Here is a 24,180-nt window from a genome sequence, read left to right on the forward strand (position 1 = left end):
ATCAATTTTCTTTTACTTTTGTGGCATGAATACCAGCTTGATTGACATCGAAGACCTGATACTGTTTTTAAGGCAGTTTGTTGCTATTTCGAATGAGGAGGTGAAGAACATTATTTTGCCGGCCTGCGAGATACGGGAATTTAATAAGCGAGATATCGTTACCAATGCAGGGGAGGTGGAGAACTATATGAACTTTATAAAAAAGGGAACGCTTCGCAAATATTATGTACAGGAAAAAGAAGAGATCATTGCACAGCTTTCTATTGAAGGGCACCTGATTTCCTGCCAAGAATCCTTTTACACAAGAACTCCATCCGAATACTTTATAGATGCAGTGGAGTCCGCAACGCTGATCAGCCTGCACTATGATGCGTTGGAGCAGATCTTTGCTTCCAGCCATAACCTGGAGCGCATGGGCCGGTTGGTGACCCAATACACGATGGTATTAAAAGATAAATGGCAATTTAGTTTGATCCGGTACACGCCCCGCGAGCGCTTTCTGAATTTTGTAGAAAAGCACCCGGAAATCCTGCAGCGGGTTCCCCAAAAATACCTAGCTTCTTACCTTAACATAAAGCCCGAAACCTTTAGCCGGTTCAAGCATCTTACCCGGAAAAAAAGTTGACACGATGTTAATATCAGGCAAAAGATGGAATAATCTTTTCATTCCTGTTAAAAATTAGGAGTGTATATTTTTTATTCATATAATAGGCAGTAACTAATTAGTAAGTAATTAAATGTAAATGGTATATTTGTATTTACCAAGCAGTATAAGGCTTCAAATAGGAACCGGAAAGGAGCTAAATTAACAATTGTTAGTAACTTTTGCTTGGAAGTTTACCCATTTTTTAGTACCTTCGCGCTTTCTTTGCGTTTCTGATTTCTGTAATCAGTTCGTGTAATTCAGTAAAACAGACCACGAGGTTTGTTCAAAAAAAGTTCACGGGTTCAGCAATGAAGCCGCGTTCAAACTTCCACTGAAACAATTTCCCTGGAAGCTATTGTTTAACTTAAACCTGTTACATGAAGAGAGTAATAATCCTGGTGGCCGCAGTTGTCATTTCTTTGACAAGTTTTTCACAAACCAATACTGCAGGGGCCAGCGCTAAAGCAAGTTTTTACAGTAAAAGCTTTAACGGGCGTAAAACGGCTACAGGCGATACTTATTTTGATCATCTCATGACCGCAGCTTCTAATATTTATAAATTAGGAACAAGGCTGCTGGTAGTGAACAAGCACACCGGTAAACAAGTAGAGGTGGTGGTAAATGACCGGATGGCGCCTCATATGAAGGGACGTGTGGATTTGAGCCGGTCGGCTTTCCAGAAAATAGCTTCGCTTGATAAGGGGGTTGTTCCGGTGAAAGTATACGTGCTGAGTGGAAAGACTCCTGATCCGGATGATGACGACAACAGCCTGTAAAAATTTAATTCTCCAAAAGCGGGTCTCTTTACGAGGCCCGTTTTTTTTGCCCGCCCCCATCCATGAGATCCTATAGTGAAATGGATAACTTTATATTAATTAGTATAATAGATTCAAAATGAATGACTAATAACGGTTGCTTACAATTAACCCAAAAGTTGCAAAAGAGGAAAAGGGTTTCTCTTCGCTGTGGAGGCACCGCCTCAGCGTGTTCGCGGCAAAACGCTTTTACAAGCGCAATATTTTAAACCCTAACGCCAGCCCAGGCCAGGTGCCACATGCTTTAAAATAGCAGACAGGACATGCACATTGTAATCAACGCCCAACGTATTGGGTACCGTTAAAAGAAGCGTATCTGCTTCCCGGATCGCTTCGTCTTCCGCCAGTTCTTTTATGAGCTGATCCGGTTCCGCGGCATAACTTCTTCCGAAAATGGCGCGTTTATCTGCCTCGATCATTCCGATCTTATCAACGCGGTCGGCTTCCTGCCCAAAGAAACGGCGGTCCTGATCGGTTACCAACGCGAAAATCGACCGACTTACCGACACTCTCGGTTCGCGCGTATGCCCCGCCTTTTTCCAGGCTTCCTTATATAACCGGATCTGCTCTGCCTGCTGTATATGAAACGGTTTACCACTTTCATCATACTTCAAAGTAGAGCTTTGCAGGTGCATCGCGTTTTCGGCGGCCCAAACGGCAGTAGCGTTGGATGCGGCTCCCCACCAGATGCGCTCCCGCAATCCTTCCGAATGGGGCTCTACACGCAGCAGGCCCGGTGGGTTTGGAAACATCGGGTAGGGATTGGGCCGGGCAAATCCAACGCCTTTTAGCTTATCCAAAAACTCCAGTGCCTTACGGCGTCCCATATCGGCGTCGGTTTCTCCTTTGGCCGGTTCATACCCAAAATAACGCCACCCGTCGATCACCTGTTCCGGCGAGCCCCTGCTGATGCCCAACTGCAGCCGCCCTTCTGAAATTAGATCAGCCGCCCCGGCATCTTCCACCATATACAAGGGATTCTCGTAACGCATGTCGATCACCCCTGTTCCAATCTCTATTTTATTGGTTTTGGCGCCGATGGCAGCAAGCAAAGGAAAAGGTGATCCCAATTGAGCAGCAAAATGATGCACCCGAAAATAGGCGCCATCCAAACCGATTGCCTCGGCGGCAACAGCCAGATCGATCGATTGAAGCAAGGTGTCACTTGCGGTACGGGTTTGGTAGGCGGGATGGTTCGCCCAATGCCCGAATGATAAAAATCCTATTTTCTTCATACGTCCTTTTTTGCTTCTTATATAAATGTAATAAAAAAAAGCGTTTCAAAAGCGATACACGGGCCGGTTCTAATTTGCCTTATAGTAATCAACCAGTATTTTGCTTGAGGGTTGACATCTGAGGTTTATCATTTCACGACAGAACCTCCTTTCTTATTCTCCGTTTCATAATTTTCATATTATCACATTTCCATATTCTCACCCGTCCGTTTTCTATGATACAAGCGGGCATTTGATGCAGCCGCAATAAAAAACCGCCCCGGAATCTCTGCCGGAACGGTCTGTTATTTAAAAGCGTGTAATTGCTTATGCGTTTTTGCCGATACAGTTCAGGTCGTTGAAGGCTTCTTCCAAACGTTTTACAAAAGTCTCTTCCCCTTTGCGCAGCCATACGCGTGGGTCGTAGTATTTTTTGTTGGGTTTGTCTGCCCCTTCAGGATTGCCCAACTGGCCCTGCAGGTAAGCTTCGTTCTTTTTGTAGTAGTCGAATACCCCCTCAGCAAATGCCCACTGCATATCGGTATCCAGGTTCATTTTGATTGCGCCATAGCCGATCGCTTCAGTGATTTTCGCTTTCTCGGAACCGCTACCGCCGTGGAATACAAAGTAAACCGGTTTATCAGAAGCGGTACCAAATTTTTGCTGAATGAATTTCTGGCTGTTATCCAGGATAGTGGGGGTCAGTACCACATTGCCGGGTTTGTAAACGCCGTGTACATTCCCAAATGCTGCAGCAACAGTAAACAGATTGCCTACTTTGCTCAGGGCTTCGTAAGCCTGCGCTACGTCTTCCGGCTGCGTATATAATTTGGAGTTGTCCACGTCAGTATTGTCCACGCCATCTTCTTCGCCACCGGTAACGCCCAGTTCAATTTCAATGCTCATGCCCAGAGGCGCCATGCGCTTGAAGAATTCAACAGAAGTTTCAATATTTTCACCGATAGGTTCTTCGCTCAGATCCAGCATGTGTGAGCTATATAAGGGTTGTCCTTTTTCTTTATGGAATTGCTCGCCGGCATCGATCAGCGCGCTGATCCAGGGCAGCCATTTTTTTGCCGCATGGTCGGTATGCAATACAACCGGAACACCATAATATTTTGCCACATTATGTACGTGCATAGCTCCGCTGATGGCTCCGGAAATATTTGCCTGCAATTTATCATTGGGCATTCCTTTGCCGGCAAAGAATTGTGCCCCGCCATTGCTGAACTGGATCATAACTGGAGAATTTACCTTTGCAGCGGTTTCCAAAACAGCGTTTACGCTATCGGTTCCAACCACATTTACAGCAGGTAATGCAAACTGATTCTCTTTTGCGTCATTATAGAGGTCTTCCAGCTCTTTGCCAAACAAAACCCCGGCTCTGTATTTACTCATTTGATAAAATTTTTTAAAATAACTTATTGTTTGATTTGCGAGGCGCTAAGTTAACTATTCCTGATAAATTATTGGCTATTTTGGAGAATATATTGAAGTTGTTTAAACTTAATTGGGGAAATGTTGATTTTTTTACAAACCAGTGTTATGTTAATCGTGAAACGTCAAAGGTGAAACGCGAGAGGTTTACGTTTATCGCCCGCCTGACCGGACGGGCAGGTTTCACGTTTTCCGATACCGCACGCCGTTTTGCAAATAATATGACGCTAACTCCTTTTCACAGGGCCAAAAACCGGCTTTTTCAGGGACCGGGTTTTTTCCTGGATCAGTTTCAGGTTTTCCCGCAGCATATATTTTAAATGCAGTTTTAGTATCTGCCCCATGGAGTTGCACCGGTTGAAAGCGGCCGTATGAAAATGCTGGTTCAACTGCTCTGCCAATTGCTTTTGTTTTTCCGGAGGGGCAATCTCGTCCCGCGACATAATGTTGAGTAACTCCATTAACCGGAAACGACCGGCTGCCACCCGGAACGCCATCGCAGAGCGTTCTTCGGCTTTATACTGTTCAATCGATTCTTTGTTCAGGTGCGTTAAAACTGTTTGCACAAAACGATTATTCTCTTTGAAAAACTGAGGCATATAAAGGCTTTTGCGGCCTTCATAACTTTGCTGGTCAAAATCGATAGCCCGGATACGATACTGGTATCCCTCAATATCCGGCGTGCTTACAATTACAAAATTATAACTGCGCATATCACCCAGCAGCCGCACAAAACAACGCTCGTTGAATTTTACAAACTCCTTTGCAAATCGGGTTTTATTGGTTTCCGGAAGATCTAAATAATTGTCTACAAAAACATCCCCCGGAAGGCCGGGTATATGCTCTTCCACCAGAGTGCCGCCATCGGTATAAAAGGTGATGCGGTTGGGGGAGAGGATATGCTCCATTTCCAGTCCATAAATGCGGGACGCATCGGTGATCTTCATATAATAATGATCAAAATTGGCATTGAACTTATTAATGATACGGATACGAAAGGGCAGGGAGTTGCCGAAATTGCAAAAGTCGATACGCGCCACATCCAGTTGGTCGGCAAAGGTCATGTCACCTTCGGTTTTGAGGATCGCATAGATCTTCACCAGTCCTTCTTTTAAAAAATCCCATTCCCGTTTATCGTAAATAGCTTTTTCCCAATGGGTGTAGTTGCCTTCGCTGTCTTTAATGGGGACCGACCAGGTAAAATTGAGCAGTTCTTTATGTGATACGGGCAGCTTTACCTCACGCCCCTGGTGTTTCAGATAGGCCGACAATTCCCTGCTAACAGGGTATAACAATTTTTTCCTTGAAGGTTTATCGTTCAACTGGTCAATAAGCGAAGTGTCCATAGGGCAATTTAAAATAAGAGATGAAGAATATCAAATTTTAAAGTGGAAGAGTCTTAGTTGCCGAGCAGAGGGAATCATTCGCTACTGCTTCTTCAATTTCATTTTGTAGGGGTGAGAGACATTTTTTCCCGGAAGCATTCGGGACCAAAACGTAGCGCAAAAGGGGCATAGGGCTATAAAAAGATCCGTAAAGCTTAAGAAAACAACATTGAATGTTGAATTTAAAATTTTGAAATTGGATATTTTGCATTCATCATTATAATTTAAAATCCATCCCCGCCACTTTTAGCAAAAAATCACCACTGCAATAAGCACGAACAGCCAGCCAGTTACTTTGAGGGAAAATTCCTGCAACGGTAATATCCTGAATGCTACCATTTCCTGAAACGCCTTTAATAAAAGAACGGTTCAGTTGCTGGCTGATATTGGTTTTGGCAGTATTAAGTATTGAGGTGAGATCGTATTGCGCCATCGTTTCGATAGTGCTGGTGATCTTTCTGGAAAATAACCAATCGGCCGTTTTCAGCAGGGCGTTTTTTGACTGGAGTTCAAAGTCTACATCCGTAATCCTGAAAGTCCTGGAATCGGCATAGTATAAGGGCTTTCCGGTTACGAAGAAGGAGCCGTTGTTGGTGCCGGTAAAGCGTACCTGTATTACCAGGCGATTATCCGCGCTGCCCACCAGCCTGCATTCCTGAAAAACAAACCGTTTCTTTATAAAAGCCTTGCTGAATACAAATTCTTTTCCTTTGATCTGTTCTGTCAGCAACCGGCTCAGCGAATCGTAGTTCATTACCAGGTCTGCATAAATGCGAAAGCCTTTATCGCGACTGAAATTACCGATATGGGGAACAGGGGTTATAAGGGGCTCAGGCTTTTCGAACCGTATGATGGGCCTGGCGGCCAGGCCAACCCCGATCTGCAACTGATCATTAGCGGCCGTAACATTATTGATGCGTATCCGCTGCGGATTAAGCTGCAGCCAGCCCATATTATTAATATTGTAAGGGGTGTTCATTATATTCCAAAGCTGCTGGAACCGGGGTTTCAGGTCGATGCGCCCATAGCCTTTTTCCAAACCGGCTTTCGACTGATCCAGTTCTTTTTTCAATGCATCAAGTATTGATGTGGTAATGTCCTGCCCCCAAAAGCAGACGGTGCAGCGATCCAATGGTTCGGGTTCCTTGCGTACCACCTGCATTTTTATGCTGTAGTTGGTCATTAAAAAGAGGTGCACCGTTAATCCTACTTTTACCTTCCGCTCGCCTTCTTCAAACCCGCACTGACAGGCCGGCGTCCAGGGGGAAAGCGCTTTCCCGTTTACGCAGGCACGTGTGGAACCGATAATCTTATAATAACCGGTGAAAGCGATATCGATAGTGGTGTTTTTTATGGTAAACTGGAGCGGGCCTCTCCGGAAACTGTATTTATAACGAATGCCGCATCCTTCCTGAACCCAGTCGTCAGGGAAATGGGGTGAAGTAAAAAGTGTATCTACCTGTTTATTTGCCAACGCGAAGAAGGGTGCCAGGTCAATCTGAACGGGGATATCAATGTTGGATTCAGGAACAGTAGCCGCCGGGTAGGCAGGCGCCGACAGTTGCGGGGCAGGAGTGTGGATAGCGGGCTGACAAAAAATGAAGACAGAAGGAATCCAGCAAAAAAGAAAGAGTGTTGTGCAATATTTTGTCATGAAATAAAAGTACCGTTTTCTGGTTAAGGATTTGCGGTGCCCAATCATTTAGGGTCGTCATTGCGATGAGCTCGACGCAGGAGGAAGAAGAGAAGTCTCGCCATTAAAGAACAGGGAGGTGTCAAATGTTGTGCCTGGCCGGGAAAGCGATAAGGCGGTAAATCAGCGCTAATTGAAAAATAATACCTTCCTGTATTTCCGGCTTCCCGGCATTTGATATAGCTCCAGGTTATGCCGGCCTTATTTCAGCATCTGCCACCTTTTTATCACTTTCCGGATCGCCGCTCCAGCCACCCACCGGCACAATGCCCCAATGGTTCTCGTCGGCACAATCAAAATCGATCTTATGTTTTTCGGGGATGGCGCCGTCAACTAAGGACCCTTGTTTTATCGAGGGGAAGATCTCTTCAAAAGTAAACATAGCCGTTAGGGATACCCTCCGGTAAATATGCGACCGGGTGATCGATTTTACATTGTCGAGACCGGCAGCTCCCATCAGTTCCACAAAAGTTGCCACCGTGTGTTTATGAAAATTAGCCACGCGCTGTTTCTTATCGTCCACAACCAACCCTCTCGTGTACTTGGGGTCTTGTGTGGCCACGCCGGTAGGGCAGCGGTTGGTGTTGCAAAGCAATGCCTGTATGCAACCCACGGCCAGCATCATCGCGCGTGCACAATTGCAGGCATCGGCGCCCAGGGCAATCGTACGGGCAATATGGAAGCCTGTGGTGATCTTGCCGGAAGCAATGATCTTTATGTGATGACGGATATTCAGTCCCCTTAAAATATCATCTACAAAGGCCAGCCCGTCCAGGAGCGGGGCGCCCACATAATTGGAGAATTCCTGCGGAGCAGCTCCTGTACCGCCTTCACCGCCATCTACCGTAATAAAATCAGGATAGGTATTGTGGGTGATCATTGCTTTACAGATGGCAATGAATTCGCTTTTATGACCAATACATAGTTTAAATCCGACCGGTTTTCCCCCGGATAATTCCCGCAATTGCCGGATAAATTGAATTAACTCCTTAGGCGAACTGAAAGCCGTATGGTAGGGTGGAGATTCCACCGTTGTGCCGGGAGCTACATGCCGGATCCTTGCAATTTCCGGTGTATTCTTCGCCGCAGGCAAAATACCGCCGTGCCCGGGCTTGGCTCCCTGTGAAATTTTTATTTCGATCATCTTCACATTGGAGATCCGGGCCTTCTCTGCAAACAAAGTGGGTGAGAAATCGCCTTTATCATCCCGGCAACCGAAATAACCTGTTCCAATCTGCCAGATCAGGTCGCCGCCATGTTTCAGGTGATATTCACTTAAACCGCCCTCCCCGGTATTGTGCGCAAAATTCCCGATCCGGGCGCCGGCATTCATGGCCTCAACCGCATTGGAGCTCAGCGATCCGTAACTCATCGCCGAAATGTTCAAAATACTTCCGTTATAAGGCTGCCGGCAATCTTTATTGCCAAATACCACCCTCGGATCATGATTTAAATTGCTGAAATTCTTAGGTGCTATCGAATGGCAGATCCATTCATAACCCGGAGCATATACATCCAGTTGGGTGCCAAAGGGCATAGTGTCATTGTCCTCTTTGGCGCGCTGGTACACTGTGGAGCGATCGATCCGGTTCAACGGGCGTCCGTCAATATCCGATTCAATAAAATATTGATAAATTTTCGGGCGCAATTCTTCCATTACATAACGCAGCCGCCCGAATACGGGGTAAATGCGCCGGATGGTATGTTTGGTCTGAAGCATATCATAATAGCCCATACAGGAAACAACCAGTAAAACCGCAAACACCACATACCAGTTTCTGCTGATATAATACGCCAGAAAAAAGGTGATCAGCAGCGACAGCAGCGATGCAAAAAGAAAAATGCGTCTCATAGAACAAGAATTCAATTAACAGCGAATGTAGGAAGAAAACGGATGCTGAGCGCTCAATGCTGAATGCATAACGCCGAACGCTCAATGCTGAATGCAAAATGCCAGAGATCGGACATGGGTGAATGGTTAGTGGTGAATAGTGAATAGTTTCGGCAGAATGTGATGTTCTTTTAGCGTGAAACGGCAGACGTCTCCAAATATCGGCCGTTGACTATTCACTATTGCCTTTTCTCATTCTAAAGCAGCCCTTCATCGGCAAAACTGTAATATCCCTCGTCGCTCACAATGATATGGTCTATTACTTTTATATCAAAAAAACCGGCGGCTTCTTTTATTTTTTTGGTGAGATATTCATCAGCCCGGCTGGGCGACAAATTGCCGGAAGGGTGATTGTGCGACAGGATGATGCCAACGGCGTTTTTCTCCAGGGCTTTTCTGAGGATGATGCGCGGGTCGGTCACGGTGCCGGTGATACCTCCTTCACTCACCGTTTCATAATGAATGATATTATTGTTCTGGTTGAGGTAGAGCACCACAAACACTTCATGCGAATGATCCTGCAGGATGGTGCGCAGGTAAGCGCCGATCTGCTTGCTGCCGGCCGTAATGGCGCGCCCATTCGGCCGGTCGGCCTGCCTTCGGCGCCCCAGTTCCAGGGCGGCACAGATGGTCACGGCCTTTGCTTCACCAATTCCCTGGATGCGGGTAAGATCAGCAATGGTCATTTTCCCCAGTTCGTTAAGACTATTGTTCCCGAGTTGCAGGATCTCTTTGCCCAGATCCAGGGCCGATTTGCGGGAAGTGCCATTATGAATGAGGATGGCTAATAGTTCTGAATTGCTCAGGCGGCCCGTGCCGTGGAGTATTAATTTCTCCCGCGGGCGATCATCTTTCGCCCAGTCTTTGATGGTGCTTCTAGGTTTCATTCCTGTAAGATACAAAATGATTATAGCTATAAAAAATTTTTAAATGCTTGGGTAATTGTGCCGGTTATTAATATCTTCGCCGCTCATTCGTATTAAACATGGAACTTCCGGTTTTTAACATGCATTCAGCCAAAATTTTTGCCGGCTCGGCATCGAAACAATTAGCAGAAGAAATATGCGGCCGCTACGGCTGTACTTTAGGAGAAGTGCACACCCAGCGCTTTAGCGACGGTGAGATTTATGTGAACTTCCTGGAAAGCGTGCGGGGCGATTATGTGTTCCTGATCCAGAGCACTTATGCCCCTTCTGATAACCTGATGGAGCTGCTGCTGATGATTGACGCGGCAAAAAGAGCATCGGCCTATAAAGTGATCGTGGTAATGCCTTATTATGGGTACGCCCGGCAGGACCGCAAGGACCGGCCGCGGGTGGCAATTGGTAGTAAATTGGTTGCCAATATGTTAACAGCGGCAGGAGCCGATCGCCTGATCACCATGGACCTGCACGCGCCACAGATCCAGGGTTATTTTGACATTCCGGTGGATCATTTGGACAGCCACGCGGTTTTTATCCCTTATGTGGAGCAATTACAGTTGGAAAACCTTACCTTTGCGGCCCCGGACGTAGGAGCAACAAACCGGATACGTGAAATTGCCTCCTATTTTAATGCGGAGATGGTGATCTGCGATAAGCACCGGAAACGGGCAAATGAGATCGCCAGCATGCGGGTAATTGGAGATGTGGAAGGCCGGAACGTGGTTATTATTGATGATATCTGCGATACGGGCGGTACACTGGCAAAAAGCGCCGGGCTGATCATGGAAAAAGGAGCAAAGAGCGTTAGGGCAATGATCACCCACCCTATATTAAGCGGTAAGGCTTACGAAAATATAGCCAACAGCGCTTTACAGGAACTGGTGGTTTGTGATACCATCCCGTTGCGCAAGGAAGGGGACAAGATAAAGGTGATCACCGTGGCGAATCTTTTTGCAGTGGCGATCAAACACGCGTTCGAAAATAAGAGTATCACCAGCCTGTTTGTGCACTCCAATTTAAGAACGTCGAATCCATAGTAAATTAAACAACAACATAAAAATGAAAACAATTACAATCGAAGGACAACTGAGGACCGAGTTTGGCAAAAGAGCCACCCGCCAGATCCGCTCTCAGGGCGCCGTGCCTGCTGTAATTTATGGGGGTGCTAAAGAGATCAACTTCAGTGCACCGGCGGCAGCATTCAAAGGACTGGTTTATACGCCTAACTTTCAGTTGGCGGAAGTAAACCTGGACGGAACTACGTACAGATGTATTCTGAAAGATCTTCAGTTCGATAAAGTAACCGACGAACTGATCCACCTGGATCTGCTGGAATTGACAGACGACAAAAAAGTGATCGCGGCCATTCCCGTTAAATTTACCGGAAGCGCTAAAGGGGTAAAAGATGGCGGACGCTTTGTTTCGAAGATCAAATCCCTGAAAGTAAAAACCCTCCCCAAATACCTGAAAGAGGTGATCGAAGTGCCTATTGATAATTTAGAGATCAATGCAAACATTCGTGTGGAAGATGTAGTGGCCGAGAACATGGAGATCATGAACTCTCCGCGTATTCCTATTGCTTCTATTGTTATGACAAGACAACTGAAGCAGGAAGAAGCTGCAGCTAAGAAATAATTTTTACAAAAAAATAAAAAAAGCCCGCATCCAGCCGATGTGGGCTTTTTTATTTTCAATAAATTTGACATCAGGTATATGAAATATTTAATTGCAGGTTTAGGGAATATTGGAAATGAATATGCGCATACCCGCCATAATATTGGTTTTGATGTTGTAGCGGCTTTTGTTTTTAAGCATGGGGGTGAGTTCAAAAATGACCGGCTGGCCTATCATGCCGAAGTGAAAATAAAAGGAAGAACGGTGGTGTGCGTGTGCCCTACCACTTATATGAACCTTAGTGGAAAAGCGGTTCAATACTGGCTGGGAAAAGAGAAAATACCTTTAGAGCGATCTTTAACGATTTTAGACGATTTAGCCTTACCTTTATCGAAGATGCGGATTAAACCTGCAGGCAGCGATGGCGGCCATAACGGTTTACGAAGCATACAGGCACATTTAAATACTACTGCTTATCCAAAACTACGATTCGGGATCGGGAACGATTTCCCCAAAGGTATGCAGGCTGATTTTGTATTAGGAAAATGGAACAAGGATGAAGAGGCATTGGTAAAGCTAAAAATTGAAAAAGCAACCGAGGCTATCGAAACATTCTTATTTCAGGGCATAGAAGCTGCTATGAATGAAATAAATAACAAAGAATATACGTTGTAACAAGAAGCGAAAAAATCCTACTGAAGTATGAAAATTATTTGTATTGGTCGTAACTATGTTGCCCATGCCAAAGAGTTGGGTAATGAAGTTCCGGAGGAGCCGGTTGTATTTATGAAACCAAAGAGTGCGCTGCTGCGACCGCACCTGCCTTTTTATTATCCTGAATTTACGAACGAACTGCATTACGAGTGTGAACTGGTGCTGCGGATTTCAAAAAACGGGCGCTATATTAATAAACGATATGCACAACAATATTTCGACGCCGTAACGCTGGGTATCGATTTTACAGCAAGAGATATTCAAAACGAATTAAAGAAAAAAGGCCTGCCCTGGGAAAAGGCAAAAGCGTTCGATAACTCGGCCGTTATCGGAAAATGGCGCCCTTTTAGCGATTTTACAAACCCCAAAGCCATCAATTTCGGGCTGTATAAAAATGAAGAACTGGTGCAGCATGGTAACTCATCCAATATGATTCACTCGTTTGAATCGATCCTGGCGCATGTTTCCAAATACTTTACCCTTAATATCGGCGACCTCGTTTTTACGGGCACCCCCGAGGGTGTAGGTGAAGTGGTAACCGGCGATGTGCTGGAAGGGATCCTGGAAGATGAAAGCGTGTTCCAGGTAACAGTTGAATAAAAGCGTAATAGCTATTGTGTGGGTCACAGATTGCACGGTCTCACAGAACGTTTTTTAAAATCTGTGCAAATCTGCGGAATCTGTGAGAAAAAATTCGAAAGCGCAAATGAACTCAGTGCTTCTGTGCTCAGTCGCAAAAACAAAAGGTACCGAAACGCAATAGCCGCAGGCCATCTCAAAAATTAGCAAAAAATTTTAGGAAGAGTTTGAACCGAAATGTTTATTTTTGCAACAAAGTTTCAAAAGTAAACAGTGAGGAAGCATGGTAAAATACAGTATGCGTTAGGGTGGTGCCTGCTAATCGTTTTTACGATAGCCGTTACCCCAAAACTATACCTGCACAATGCGCTCAGCCACCACAAAGACCAGCTATTTGAGCATTCCGGTCAAAAAAGCATTTATAAATACGAATACAGTTGCGGTTTTATAAATATTGAAACCACTGCTCCGTTTGTTGATCCGGAGAAAAAACCGTCCTTTTTAAAACGCATTATTGCCGCGACTATACCGGACCCCAAACCGGTTGCGTTATTCTTTCTTTATCTGACTCCTGCGTACCTCCGAGGTCCGCCTGCATACATTTCCTGATTGAAGAATCTATTTTTTCTAACCACAGGGTTGTAGTTCTCTAACTGCGGCATCCTGTTCATTAAATATATGTATGCTAAAAAAAATCATTGGACTTATGGTCCTTTTCCTGGGTTATAATCTTATCAGTGCTTCAACGGTTGCGCCTGTTTTTGATGAGCTGAACAGTTCAATTGAAGGCGTGGTTACCGATGCGGAAACCAACCAGCCATTAGCTGGGGCAACTGTTTCGCTGCCCGACCTGAAAGTGGCAGTAACAACGGGCCAAAATGGGCATTATGTTATAAAATCGCTTCGGTCCGGATCGTTTACGATTGCCGTCTCTTTTGTAGGGTATAAGTCTTATGTAACCACTGTAGCTGTTAACGGAGCCACCCAGAAAGATTTTAAATTGAGCGTTTCGGTGGTGGAAAACCAGGCAGTAGTGGTCACAGGCGTAGCCTCCTCTACTTTGTCAAAAGCCACGCCAGCGCATGTTTCCATCATATCTGAAAAAGACCTCCAGCGCTCCGGTGGCACTAACCTGATGCAGGCCATCGCCAAAGTGCCGGGAGTTTCCGTTATTACTACGGGACCTGCGATTGCCAAGCCCACCATCCGCGGGCTGAGCTATAACCGCGTGGTGACGCTGAACGACGGCGTGCGGCAGGAAGGGCAGCAATGGGGCGATGAACACGGCGTGGAGATTGACGAGTATAGCGCGCGTAAAGTGGAAGTGCTGCGAGGCCCTGCTTCGCTGATGTATGGCAGTGACGCGCTGGGGGGTGTTATTAATGTATTGACCAATGTTCCGGTTACGAATAATACCATTAAAGCCAATATCGCGGGCAACCTTAATAGTAATAATAATATGCAGGGGGGCTATGCCGATGTGGCGGGCAATATAAACGGGTTTAACTGGAATGCCTACGGTAGTTTAAAAAGCGCCGGGGATTATAAAAATAAATACGACGGCAGCGTTTTGAACAGCCGTTTCAATGAAAAGAATTTTGGTGGTTATATAGGCCTCAACAAAAGCTGGGGATATACGCACCTGCTGTTCTCCAGCTATGACCAACAGGTAGGTATGGTGGATGGCGCACGCGACGATGCGGGTAATTTTATTTTGGAGGGATATGATACGCTCACATCAGCGATGCGGCAAAGTAGGCACCCCCTGATTCCCAATCAGCATATTCAACATTTTAAAGTGGCGCTTGATAATAGCTTTAACCTGGGTGGCGGGGGGCGCATTACAGCCCTGGTAGCCTACCAGCACAACCAGCGCCGGGAGTTTGGCGATGTGGCAACGCCCGACGTTCCTGGTAGTTATTTTGACCTGCAAACGATCAATTACAACCTGGGCTGGCACCTGCCCGTGAAGAATGACTGGAAGACCGCATTTGGTGTAAATGGCATGAGCCAGCAAAACCAGGATAAGGCAGTAGAGGCGCTGATACCGGAGTACGGCCTTTTTGATGTGGGGATCTATGGCGTTACCACAAAAACGATTAACAAAACAATCATTACGGGGGGTGTTCGCTTTGACAACCGGAACATCGATAGTAAACTGACCTATTCGGACGGAGCGCCGCTCTTTCAAGCCTTCAAAAAGAACCTGTCCAGCTTTTCCGGAAGCATTGGTTTGACGCATGATATCAGCGACCAGGTTACGTTAAAAGCCAATGCCAGTAAGGGATTTCGGGCGCCAAATATGGCGGAGCTCGCCGCCAATGGGGTACACGAGGGAACCTTTCGCTACGAAATCGGTAATCAATACCTGAAAAGCGAGGATGCTTACGCGCTGGACCTGGGGTTGGATGTAAATACGCAGCATGTGTCATTGAATGTGTCTCCGTATTTTAATCATATCAACAATTATATATTTCTTCAGAAATTATTAAATACCGCAGGAGCAGATTCTCTTATCAGTAATGTTACGGCATATAAATATGATCAGCAGAGCGCCAATCTTTATGGGGTGGAAGCTTCACTGGATATTCATCCGCACCCGCTGGACTGGCTGCATTTCGAAAATACCTTCAGCTATACCCGGGGAAAGTTTACGAATGCCGTGGATGGTTCAAATAACCTGCCTCTGATAGCGCCCATGCGCCTGTTAACGGAATTGCGGACCGAATTTCCTACACAATTACATGCTTTCAGGAATCTTTATGCCAGGGTGGAAATGAATCATGTATGGGCGCAAAACGATTATTTCTCGGGCTATCAGACAGAAACGCCGGTTCCCGGTTATACCCTTTTTAATGCGGGGATCGGGAGCGATATATATGTCGGCGGAACAAAACGGGCAAGCCTTGTTTTGGCGCTGAACAATATTGGTAATGTTGCCTACCAGGATTTCCTGGGCCGCCTTCGCTATGCACCGGAAAACCCGGCTACCGGAAGGGTGGGCGTTTTTGAAATGGGGAGAAATTTCACCGCCCGGTTGATCATACCGTTTGAATGGAAAGTGCAATAATATCTTTAGTTTAACCGCGAAGGCGCAAGGGCGCGGGGAGGATATATGTTTTCGTCGCGTCTTTGCGTCATTGCGGTTGAATCGGACCGGGAAGCCACAGACGCACTGAATCACAGCGGTTTTAGTGCTTCTGTGCTTCAGTGGCAAAAGTCAATGCAATTATTGAAAATAATGTCATAAATTGACCGAAAATTTTTAACTATAAATGAAAAAGCTTTTACCGTTGCTTTTATTTTTTGCTGTGACCGGCACCCGTGCCCAGGATCTAAAGACCTTTAAAGCCTATGATCCCAATGCCGATGCAGCAGCGGGTATAGCAAAGGCCGTGGCATTGGCGAAAAAAGAAAAGAAACACGTTTTTATATCCGTTGGCGGCAATTGGTGCATCTGGTGTGCACGGTTTGATCACTTTACAAAAGCTGACCCGTCAATAGATTCTGTTGTCAAAAAGGGATATATCGTTTATCATTTAAATTACAGCAAGGAAAATAAAAATCTTCCTGTTTTAGCAGGCTTTGCTTTTCCTCAGCGCTTCGGGTTTCCCGTGTTCCTGATCCTTAATGAAGAGGGGAAGCTGATTCATACCCAAAATTCTTCTTACCTGGAAGAAGGTAAGGGCTATAGTAAAGAAAAAGTAATGGGCTTTTTTGCGGACTGGACGCCGGGGGCGATGGATCCCGGAAAATATAAAGAGCAATAGTTGAAAAACGCAACGCTTATGACTTCCACCTGGTTTATAAAAACAGTAAAACATCCGCTCCGGTTCAGGTTATTTTTATTTTCCAAATTACCGCTGGCATTGCTTGCAGGCTTGCGCATCCGGGAAATGACGGAACAGCGTTGCGTAGTATCTGTGCCTTATAAATGGCTTAATAAAAATCCCTTCCGGTCTGCTTATTTTGCAGTGCTGGCCATGGCTGCGGAGCTAAGCACTGGTATTTTATCTATGGCAAGAGTAATGGATCAGCCGGTGCGGGTAGCGCTTCTGGTAGTGAAAATAGAAGGTGAATTTTTTAAGAAGGCCACAACACGAACTTACTTTACCTGCAACGACGGCGCTGCGCTTTCAGCAATTATTAAAAAAGCGGTAGCGGAAAAACAACCGCAGCAATTCACCGCAACCTCGTATGGCGTTAACGCCGCGGGGGAGGCTATTGCCACGTTCCGTATTACCTGGTCGTTTAAGGCAAAAGGAAGTTTGAACGTTTGAAGTTGGCATACGTTCTAGTAGAGGCCATAAGGGCTCACAGATTCCTCAGATTTTCACGGATTAAAAAATCAGCGCAATCCATCAAGCTCTTAACAGGCAATGATCTTCCGTTGCGCCGTTGCCCCTTTGCGTCCTTGCGTGAGACTTTGGCTGCGAGGGCGTCTGTGCAAATCGGTGTAATCTGTGAGAGAACAAAAAATGTTCTGGCTTCTGTGCGTTTCTTTCCCTATCTTGTTAGTGAAATAAATTCCTATCCTAAAAAATTAAATCATATGAAAGTCGCTTTTCACGGTGCTGCGCAAACAGTAACCGGTTCCAAACATTTGATCACTTTAAAGAATGGTAAGAAACTCTTGCTGGATTGCGGTATGTACCAGGGGCTGGGAGACCAGACGGATAAACTGAACCGGGATTTTGGTTTCATCAGCAGCGAAGTGGATGTGATGATCTTGTCGCACGCGCATGTGGATCATTGCGGGCTGATCCCCAAATTAGTTAAAGAGGGCTATACAGGAAAAATATTTTGTTCTCCTGCAACTAAAGATCTTACTAATATTTTGTTGATGGATAGCGCGGAGATACAGGCAAGCGACGCCCGGTTTCTGGAAAAGAAACGGCAAAAAGTGTCTCCAGAGTTGTTGGAACCATTGTATGATGTGGAAGATGCAAAAAAAGCGATGGAGTTGTTTGAAACAGTGGAATATGGACAGTGGTTTGAGGTTATTGACGGCGTCAAAGCTTCTTTTACAGATGCAGGGCATATTATTGGCAGCCAGTGCGTCCATTTGGTTATTACTGAAGAGGGGAAAGAGACGCGTATCACGTTTAGCGGTGATGTGGGCCGGTATCGTGATGTTATTCTTCGTTCCCCGGAAGTTTTTCCGCAGGCCGATTATATCATTATGGAATCGACCTACGGTAATTCATTACATGATGATATTAAAGATACGCCGCAGCAATTACTGGAATGGGTTAACAAAGTTTGTGTGGAACGAAAGGGAAAACTGATCCTGCCGGCTTTCAGTGTAGGACGTACCCAGGAGATTTTATATGACCTGAACCAACTGGAAGGGCAGGGGGTGCTACCCAAGATCCCGTTTTATGTGGATAGCCCGCTGAGCCTGGAAGCTACAGATGTGATAAAACGGTTCCCGCAATACTTTAATAAAACGATCCAGAACGTATTAAAAAATGACGACGATCCGTTTATGTTCCCGGGCCTGACCTTTATAAAAACGGTGGATGATTCAAAGGCCCTTAATTTCAGGAACGGGCCGATGGTGATCATTTCCGCAAGCGGGATGGCGGATGCAGGAAGAGTAAAACATCATATCAGCAATAATATTGAGAACTCGCGGAATGCGATTGTGATGACCGGTTATTGCGAACCGCATTCCCTGGGCGGACGATTACTTGCCGGCGCTAAGGAGGTAGGGATATTTGGTGTGGAACACCAGGTAAATGCGGAGATCGGGCAGATCCGCAGCATGAGCGCTCATGGTGATTATGAAGACCTGAGCCAATGGTTGGCCTGCCAGGACCCAAAGGCCGTGAAGACGTTATTCTTAGTACATGGGGAACCGGAAGTGCAGTTCGCCTTCAAAAACCGGTTGTTGAAAAAAGGGTTTACGGATGTGATGGTGCCCGAACGCCATTTCGAGATTGGTTTGGGTTAAGGAAAAAACGCCACGAATGGATTTGTTTAACCGCCAGGACGCAGCGGCGGGGAGCATGCATTTTTTTAAGGTGCGCATAATATGCAATTGTACCGTCGTTTCGACGAATATTTCTGAAAGAAATTGAGGGAAATCCCGTTATTAAAGAACCAGATTTTTCACCCTCTCTGTCCGGTCGGGCTGCGGTCGGGCTGCCAATGAAAACCAATTATACTTTTCGTCATGCCGAGCGCAATGCAATGGAGCCGAGGCATCCCTGTGATGCCAAACTGCCCTGGAATTGAGAGACCCTTCCGCTCCGTCCCGAAAGCTTTCGGGACTGCGGTCAGGGTGACGAAAGAATATTATGTCATCGCCTCATTGTTTTTGCCCGCCTGAATGATCGCAGATCGAACAGGCTGCGCAAATAAATAACTCGAAATGACGGTGAGAAGAGTGTTGCGCCCTTGCGGTTAAAAACAAAAAAAGCCACGAATGCACGAATCTATTATTATTCGTGCATTCGTGGCTTTCCTGATTTTATTTATTTCTCTCCCAGATCTTTTATCCGCAGGTTTTTGAATTTAACCACTGAGCCGTGCCCCAGGAATCCGATGTGGCCGGTTTTATTTAACAACCCCGGGTGTTGTTTGTGATCGGCGGGCTCTGTATTATTCTTGCTGGCCTTGGCGATGTCTCCATCCATGATCACTTCACCGTTGAGCACAACGGTAATATGATTGCCAACGGCTCTTACTTCTTCATAGTTCCATTCGCCCACCGGCTTCAGATAGCCTCTTTTGGCAGGGATGATGCCGTATACAGACCCGTGGTACTGATAAGGATGCAGGTCTTTATATACAGGCGCTTCATTATCGAGTATCTGTAATTCCATTCCTACATAAGCGGCATCTCCCTCCAGTGGTGTTCTTATGCCCAATCCGTTATTAGCGGCAGGGGTAAGCTGGAATTCGAAACGCATAATAAAATTGCTGTACTCTTTTTCAGTATACACATTTCTGGTAGTGCCTGCAGTTGCCGTTACTTTCGGATCGCAAACGATCATGCCGTCCCGGGCAAAATAACCGGTGGTATTGCCGGTCCACCCATCCATACTAACACCGTTGAATAATGGAACGAACCCTTCCTTTTTTTCTGCGGCGCTTACCGCGTAGGGCTTCGGCCGTTCCAGCTCCCGTACATAAACATCGCGAAATTCTAGCCGGGTGCCATGTGCCTGCAATTCGATCGCATCCTTGTCGAAAATGGGCAACGCGCGATCCCAGTAATTTTCCAGTGTAACATTGTCTGTTACCAGCTTTCCGTTTAAATAAACGGTTACTTTGTCTCCGATCATTTTGATGCGGAAAGTATTCCATTCATTGATAGGATTATCTGCAAATACAAGTGGAGTGCTCCTGTTTTTCTTGTTATTATAAAGCCCTCCGGATCCTACCTGGGCGCCCACTTCCCGGCGGGAGGAATCCCAGGTTTGCACTTGCGGGGAACCTCTCAAATAAACCCCGCCATCGCCTTTGGGCTCCATCTTCCAGTCTACAAGCAGCTCAAAATCCTGGTACTTCTTCTGTGAGCAAAGATTGTCGAATCCGCTTCCTTCAAAAACAAGGTTTCCTTTTTCAACTTTCCAATCCTTACGCATTTGCTCATCGGCTTTTTGCTGGCCTGCTGCCAATTGTTCCGGGGTCATTTTCGCGCGGGTAATGGGGTTGCCTACGAGTCCTTTCCAGCCGGTAAGATCTTTTCCGTTAAACATAGAAACATAGCCGGGGTCTTTTGGCAGGTTGGCGCGTTGTTTTATCCACGCCGCTTTCTGGTAAGCCGCATCACCATTGGTGTTGGCGGCAATTGCTTTATCCATGATGCCGTCTACCACGCCGCCGTAAAGATCCATATGGTCTAATACAATATTCATGATGGCCTGGATCGCCGTTTGCTGCAACGCGGCATCATCAAGGTATTTTGCTGCAAATACCAGTGAAAGCAGGGAACTGTTATTTCCGATGCCGGACAAGATCATCCTGCGCTGGTTAGCAGTGGCGGCAAGGTCCATAGCATTACGGAACTGCAGCACTTTTTGGTCGGGGGGATTGTCCGACTTATTGATCCCGCTGATATAACTGTTCAGGGCCGTTTCCTTTAATGCGCTGTTGGCCGGATCTTTACTGATGGTATACAAGGCATCCAGGGCTGAGCCATCACTCCAGGCTGCCAGTGCTTTTACCGCAGCTTCTTTTTGTTGGGCATCCGCATTTTTTAATTCATTGGATACTACTTCCATTGCTTCTTTTCCGCCGATGCTGGCTAATACATTATAATAAGCCGTTCTGTTGGCGTCGTTTTTGTTCATCAGTGCTTTTACACTGTTCACCTGCGCTTCTTTTGTTCCCTTGTCTTTAACGGCCGTATAGAGCGCTTTTTGCAGAGCGGTTAGGGCTTCCGGAGCCGAGGTTTTGTTGATCAATGCTGCAATTTTTTCTTCGTCGCCTTGTTTTACCACGTAGGGCAATGCTTTTATTGCTGCGGTGCGGGTAGCAGCGTCAGGATCTGCAGCATAGGTAAATAGCGCTGCGGCCGCTTTTTGGCCACCGCGGCGGCCGGCGATATCAATCAGGCTGGTACGCGCCACACCGGAAGCTGCCGGTAAAGCAGCGAGCGCTTTTTCGGCGAGCGCATCGCTTTTTATCGTAAGTAACGCATCTTTCACTGTTGGGATCATTGTAGCATCGCCTGAGGTCATAAGCTTAATTAACGGATCGATAGCTTCCTGTTGTCCGGCAAGCGCAAGGGCATTGACAGCCGCGGATTTTACCAGGCCATTGTTTGAGCGTAACAACGAGGTAAGTAAGGGCAATGCATTTTTATCTTTCTGTTCTCCGAATATATGCACCAGGGTGGCCTGTTGCCCGGGATCTGTTGTTTTTTTAACCAGTTCCTGGATCTCATTAGAAGTTTGCGCATCATAGTGCTGGCCCAGCAGGTTTAAGGCGCCGGCGCTGTATTTATTGTCGGCTGAAGCCAATGCAGCAAGCAATTCCGGCCGGGCGTTTGATCCGGCTGTTTTGTACAGCAGGGAAAGAGCGGCGCTTTTGAATTGGCCGTCTAATTCAGTTTTGGCAAGCAATGCCCGCGCTTCTTTTTCTGCAAGTTGTTTATCCGCAATGGTGTTCAGGTAGCGCAAATAGGAGTTGGCGCTATTAGTTGGCTCCGGTTTATAACCCGAATTTTGTGCTGCGGTTTTCAGTAAAGAAAGGGAATGAGGATTGCCAATTCTCGCCAAAGCATATAAAGCCACTTTCTTAGCATTGGCTTCGCTCAACTGCGGGTACAATTTTTGGATGGTTGCCGCAGCAGGAGCGTATTGTAAATTCCCCAGTGATTCGATCAGTGTAACCTGTTGTGCACCTTTAGCGGTTGATAAGGCATTACTAAGAGCAGCAGCGGCAAGGGGTGTATTAACGCGTACGAGCACCCGCGCTGCCGGGTCTGCCAGCCGCGCACTTTTCAAATAAGGTTTTACCAGGGGTACGCTTTCGTCACCGGCAATGTATTGCAATTCCTGTAACAAAAAATCTTTTGCTTCATCATTGTTCTTTGTTGCCATAACTTTCGCGAGGGCAAGAGCGGCACTGCGTCTTGCAGTACGGTTGTTGCCTTTTCCCAGGTATTTAGCCATACTGCCGATGGCAAAGCGCTCGGCAACATCTTTGTCCGTTCCGGGCGCCTGAATCCGCTCGGCAATCTTCCGGTAGCCGGGTTCTCCAATTGCCACCAATTCCTGCATGGCCGCATCCAGCGCGGCCGAATTGGGGGCAGGCAATTTCATCAGCAGATCGGCAATCTTTGTTTCGTTGGTTCTAACATCTTTCTTTTGCTGCGCATGGGTTACCTGCCAACAGAAGAGCAATAACAGGGGGAGGATTTTTTTCATTCGTATTTTTTTTCAATGACCGGAAGGCAGCGGGAGGTACCCGGTCCTTTCCTTTATTGTTTTTAAGCATTAGATAGTCCAGGGGCCGCGCATGGGTTGGTTGATCAGGGCATTGGCGGCATCGTCATTTTTAAATTCCAGTTTTACCGGGTCAAAATCAAGAGAACGACCCAGGCGCACGGCCGTAATGGCCAGGTTTACCAGGGTGGATGACCGGAAGCCGTTATCCTCATTCAATGCAAATTTTTGCCGCGTCTTTACCGCCTGCGCAAAATCACCCAGTTGTGGTTCGGGGTCGGGTAACGCCGCTAATTTGCGGTCGAGATCGGGGATCGTGGTTTTGAAACCATTGAATACTTTGCCTTTTGGCCCTTCGATATAAGCAGCGTTCACATCCCTGTTTTCTCCGTCCAGGATGATCTTGCAACCGTCTTCGTACGTCAATTCAATACGCTTCCAGGTACCGGCTGCATCCGGATGTTGTTCCGGTGCATCCACGTCGATGCGAACAGGGCTGGTATGATCTTTTCCGAGGAAGTATTGGACGGGGTCGAGGTAGTGCTGCCCCATATCGCCCAGCCCACCGCCGTCATAATCCCAGTAGCCCCGGAAAGTGCCGTGTACACGATGCGGGTTATAGGGTTTGTAAGGCGCGGGGCCCAGCCAGAAATCATAGTCCAGCTCTGCCGGTACGGGCTGCGGTTCAAGGTGGGTCTTTCCTACCCAGAAGAATTTCCAGTTGAACCCGGTGGCCGCGTTAACCGTAACTTTCAACGGCCAGCCCAGCAAACCGCTTTCCACCAGTTTTTTTATCGGCTTTACCGTGGTGTTCATTCCGTAAAAATTATCGGTAAAACGAAACCAGGTATTCAGCCGGAACATGCGTTCATTCTGCTGGATCACTTCTCTTACGCGCTTTCCTTCACCAATGGTGCGGGTCATCGGTTTTTCGCACCAAACGTCCTTTCCGGCATTGGCCGCATCCACGCTCATAATGCCGTGCCAGTGGGGTGGGGTGGCAATATGTATAATGTCGATGGAGGGGTCCTGCAATAACTCACGGTAATCGTGGTAGGTTTTTGTTCCGGCCGGGCATTTAGTCAATGCTGTCGCCAGGTGTTTTTTGTCCACATCACATATCGCTACCAGCCGGGCATCGGTATAGGCAATATGGTTTTGCCCCATCGATCCTACGCCAATGATGGCCCGCGTCAACTGATCACTTGGGGCTATATGCCGGCGGCCTCCCAAAACATAAGACGGCACAATGGTAAACGCTGCAACGGATGCAGCACTTTGCTGAATAAATTTTCTCCGCTTCATTTAGATTATTATGGCTTTATTAATAGTAAAATCGTTGTAGGGCTAAAGATACATGCAGCCGC

The 24,180-nt window shown here is 46.7% G+C and carries 19 protein-coding genes; 11 read left to right on the top strand and 8 right to left on the bottom strand.

Annotated features, from left to right (window positions below; all coding sequences use genetic code 11):
• Positions 1-25 precede the first annotated feature (25 nt).
• Together NIASO_RS02860 and NIASO_RS02865 are read left to right on the top strand one after the other, a co-directional pair.
• On the top strand, positions 26-625 hold the full coding sequence (locus NIASO_RS02860) for a Crp/Fnr family transcriptional regulator (protein WP_008583644.1): 600 nt from the start codon (positions 26-28) through the stop codon (positions 623-625).
• Between the two features lie 398 nt (positions 626-1,023).
• Positions 1,024-1,422: a septal ring lytic transglycosylase RlpA family protein gene (locus tag NIASO_RS02865; protein WP_008583642.1), complete on the top strand. Its 399-nt coding sequence runs from the start codon at positions 1,024-1,026 to the stop codon at positions 1,420-1,422.
• A 251-nt stretch (positions 1,423-1,673) separates the two neighbouring features.
• On the opposite strand, the gene NIASO_RS02870 is transcribed toward NIASO_RS02865, so the two are convergent.
• From NIASO_RS02870 to radC, 6 genes are all read right to left on the bottom strand, one after another.
• Complete coding sequence (locus tag NIASO_RS02870; RefSeq protein ID WP_008583641.1) at positions 1,674-2,696, bottom strand: LLM class flavin-dependent oxidoreductase; 1,023 nt, start codon at positions 2,694-2,696, stop codon at positions 1,674-1,676.
• 306 nt (positions 2,697-3,002) lie between these two features.
• A complete protein-coding gene (gene fbaA / locus NIASO_RS02875; RefSeq protein ID WP_008583639.1) occupies positions 3,003-4,073 on the bottom strand; it encodes a class II fructose-bisphosphate aldolase in 1,071 nt (356 codons plus the stop codon).
• A gap of 266 nt (positions 4,074-4,339) precedes the next feature.
• Positions 4,340-5,458, bottom strand: coding sequence for a hypothetical protein (locus tag NIASO_RS02880; protein WP_008583636.1), 1,119 nt, complete (start codon positions 5,456-5,458; stop codon positions 4,340-4,342).
• A 256-nt stretch (positions 5,459-5,714) separates the two neighbouring features.
• Positions 5,715-7,151, bottom strand: a complete 1,437-nt coding sequence (locus NIASO_RS02890) for a DUF4403 family protein (protein ID WP_008583634.1) — start codon at positions 7,149-7,151, stop codon at positions 5,715-5,717.
• 229 nt (positions 7,152-7,380) lie between these two features.
• Positions 7,381-9,042, bottom strand: a complete 1,662-nt coding sequence (locus tag NIASO_RS02895) for an FMN-binding glutamate synthase family protein (RefSeq protein ID WP_008583633.1) — start codon at positions 9,040-9,042, stop codon at positions 7,381-7,383.
• Between the two features lie 236 nt (positions 9,043-9,278).
• On the bottom strand, positions 9,279-9,968 hold the full coding sequence (gene radC / locus NIASO_RS02900) for a RadC family protein (protein ID WP_008583631.1): 690 nt from the start codon (positions 9,966-9,968) through the stop codon (positions 9,279-9,281).
• Between the two features lie 119 nt (positions 9,969-10,087).
• Here radC and NIASO_RS02905 point away from each other — a divergent pair, with 119 nt between their 5' ends.
• From NIASO_RS02905 to NIASO_RS02945, 9 genes are all read left to right on the top strand, one after another.
• Positions 10,088-11,041, top strand: a complete 954-nt coding sequence (locus tag NIASO_RS02905; RefSeq protein ID WP_025298654.1) for a ribose-phosphate diphosphokinase — start codon at positions 10,088-10,090, stop codon at positions 11,039-11,041.
• A gap of 22 nt (positions 11,042-11,063) precedes the next feature.
• Positions 11,064-11,639 (top strand): 50S ribosomal protein L25, encoded by a 576-nt coding sequence (locus NIASO_RS02910; RefSeq protein ID WP_008583628.1) that lies wholly within the window; start codon positions 11,064-11,066, stop codon positions 11,637-11,639.
• A 78-nt stretch (positions 11,640-11,717) separates the two neighbouring features.
• Positions 11,718-12,293: an aminoacyl-tRNA hydrolase gene (gene pth / locus NIASO_RS02915; RefSeq protein ID WP_008583626.1), complete on the top strand. Its 576-nt coding sequence runs from the start codon at positions 11,718-11,720 to the stop codon at positions 12,291-12,293.
• A 27-nt stretch (positions 12,294-12,320) separates the two neighbouring features.
• On the top strand, positions 12,321-12,932 hold the full coding sequence (locus tag NIASO_RS02920; protein ID WP_008583624.1) for a fumarylacetoacetate hydrolase family protein: 612 nt from the start codon (positions 12,321-12,323) through the stop codon (positions 12,930-12,932).
• Positions 12,933-13,184: 252 nt separating this feature from the next.
• On the top strand, positions 13,185-13,520 hold the full coding sequence (locus NIASO_RS02925) for a hypothetical protein (protein ID WP_025298655.1): 336 nt from the start codon (positions 13,185-13,187) through the stop codon (positions 13,518-13,520).
• A gap of 73 nt (positions 13,521-13,593) precedes the next feature.
• On the top strand, positions 13,594-15,981 hold the full coding sequence (locus NIASO_RS02930; RefSeq protein WP_044046265.1) for a TonB-dependent receptor: 2,388 nt from the start codon (positions 13,594-13,596) through the stop codon (positions 15,979-15,981).
• Between the two features lie 205 nt (positions 15,982-16,186).
• Positions 16,187-16,681, top strand: a complete 495-nt coding sequence (locus NIASO_RS02935) for a thioredoxin family protein (RefSeq protein WP_008583622.1) — start codon at positions 16,187-16,189, stop codon at positions 16,679-16,681.
• Between the two features lie 18 nt (positions 16,682-16,699).
• A complete protein-coding gene (locus NIASO_RS02940; protein ID WP_008583621.1) occupies positions 16,700-17,191 on the top strand; it encodes a DUF4442 domain-containing protein in 492 nt (163 codons plus the stop codon).
• A gap of 272 nt (positions 17,192-17,463) precedes the next feature.
• Complete coding sequence (locus tag NIASO_RS02945) at positions 17,464-18,867, top strand: MBL fold metallo-hydrolase RNA specificity domain-containing protein (RefSeq protein ID WP_008583620.1); 1,404 nt, start codon at positions 17,464-17,466, stop codon at positions 18,865-18,867.
• A gap of 523 nt (positions 18,868-19,390) precedes the next feature.
• Here NIASO_RS02945 and NIASO_RS02950 read toward each other — a convergent pair.
• Entirely contained in the window at positions 19,391-22,795 is a 3,405-nt protein-coding gene (locus NIASO_RS02950) for a DUF1080 domain-containing protein (protein ID WP_008583619.1), read from the bottom strand.
• A gap of 69 nt (positions 22,796-22,864) precedes the next feature.
• Complete coding sequence (locus NIASO_RS02955; protein WP_008583618.1) at positions 22,865-24,118, bottom strand: Gfo/Idh/MocA family oxidoreductase; 1,254 nt, start codon at positions 24,116-24,118, stop codon at positions 22,865-22,867.
• Positions 24,119-24,180: the final 62 nt, after the last annotated feature.

The sequence above is a fragment of the Niabella soli DSM 19437 genome (assembly GCF_000243115.2).
Lineage (GTDB): Bacteria > Bacteroidota > Bacteroidia > Chitinophagales > Chitinophagaceae > Niabella > Niabella soli.

Bases quoted from the DNA above. Each gene is read 5' to 3' on its own strand.
- NIASO_RS02920 (WP_008583624.1), top strand. From the start codon at position 12,321: ATGAAAATTATTTGTATTGGTCGTAACTATGTTGCCCATGCCAAAGAG.
- radC (WP_008583631.1), bottom strand. From the start codon at position 9,968: ATGAAACCTAGAAGCACCATCAAAGACTGGGCGAAAGATGATCGCCCG.
- fbaA (WP_008583639.1), bottom strand. From the start codon at position 4,073: ATGAGTAAATACAGAGCCGGGGTTTTGTTTGGCAAAGAGCTGGAAGAC.
- NIASO_RS02945 (WP_008583620.1), top strand. From the start codon at position 17,464: ATGAAAGTCGCTTTTCACGGTGCTGCGCAAACAGTAACCGGTTCCAAA.
- NIASO_RS02930 (WP_044046265.1), top strand. From the start codon at position 13,594: ATGCTAAAAAAAATCATTGGACTTATGGTCCTTTTCCTGGGTTATAAT.
- NIASO_RS02910 (WP_008583628.1), top strand. From the start codon at position 11,064: ATGAAAACAATTACAATCGAAGGACAACTGAGGACCGAGTTTGGCAAA.
- pth (WP_008583626.1), top strand. From the start codon at position 11,718: ATGAAATATTTAATTGCAGGTTTAGGGAATATTGGAAATGAATATGCG.
- NIASO_RS02895 (WP_008583633.1), bottom strand. From the start codon at position 9,042: ATGAGACGCATTTTTCTTTTTGCATCGCTGCTGTCGCTGCTGATCACC.
- NIASO_RS02935 (WP_008583622.1), top strand. From the start codon at position 16,187: ATGAAAAAGCTTTTACCGTTGCTTTTATTTTTTGCTGTGACCGGCACC.
- NIASO_RS02880 (WP_008583636.1), bottom strand. From the start codon at position 5,458: ATGGACACTTCGCTTATTGACCAGTTGAACGATAAACCTTCAAGGAAA.
- NIASO_RS02860 (WP_008583644.1), top strand. From the start codon at position 26: ATGAATACCAGCTTGATTGACATCGAAGACCTGATACTGTTTTTAAGG.
- NIASO_RS02870 (WP_008583641.1), bottom strand. From the start codon at position 2,696: ATGAAGAAAATAGGATTTTTATCATTCGGGCATTGGGCGAACCATCCC.
- NIASO_RS02865 (WP_008583642.1), top strand. From the start codon at position 1,024: ATGAAGAGAGTAATAATCCTGGTGGCCGCAGTTGTCATTTCTTTGACA.
- NIASO_RS02940 (WP_008583621.1), top strand. From the start codon at position 16,700: ATGACTTCCACCTGGTTTATAAAAACAGTAAAACATCCGCTCCGGTTC.
- NIASO_RS02950 (WP_008583619.1), bottom strand. From the start codon at position 22,795: ATGAAAAAAATCCTCCCCCTGTTATTGCTCTTCTGTTGGCAGGTAACC.
- NIASO_RS02890 (WP_008583634.1), bottom strand. From the start codon at position 7,151: ATGACAAAATATTGCACAACACTCTTTCTTTTTTGCTGGATTCCTTCT.
- NIASO_RS02955 (WP_008583618.1), bottom strand. From the start codon at position 24,118: ATGAAGCGGAGAAAATTTATTCAGCAAAGTGCTGCATCCGTTGCAGCG.
- NIASO_RS02905 (WP_025298654.1), top strand. From the start codon at position 10,088: ATGCATTCAGCCAAAATTTTTGCCGGCTCGGCATCGAAACAATTAGCA.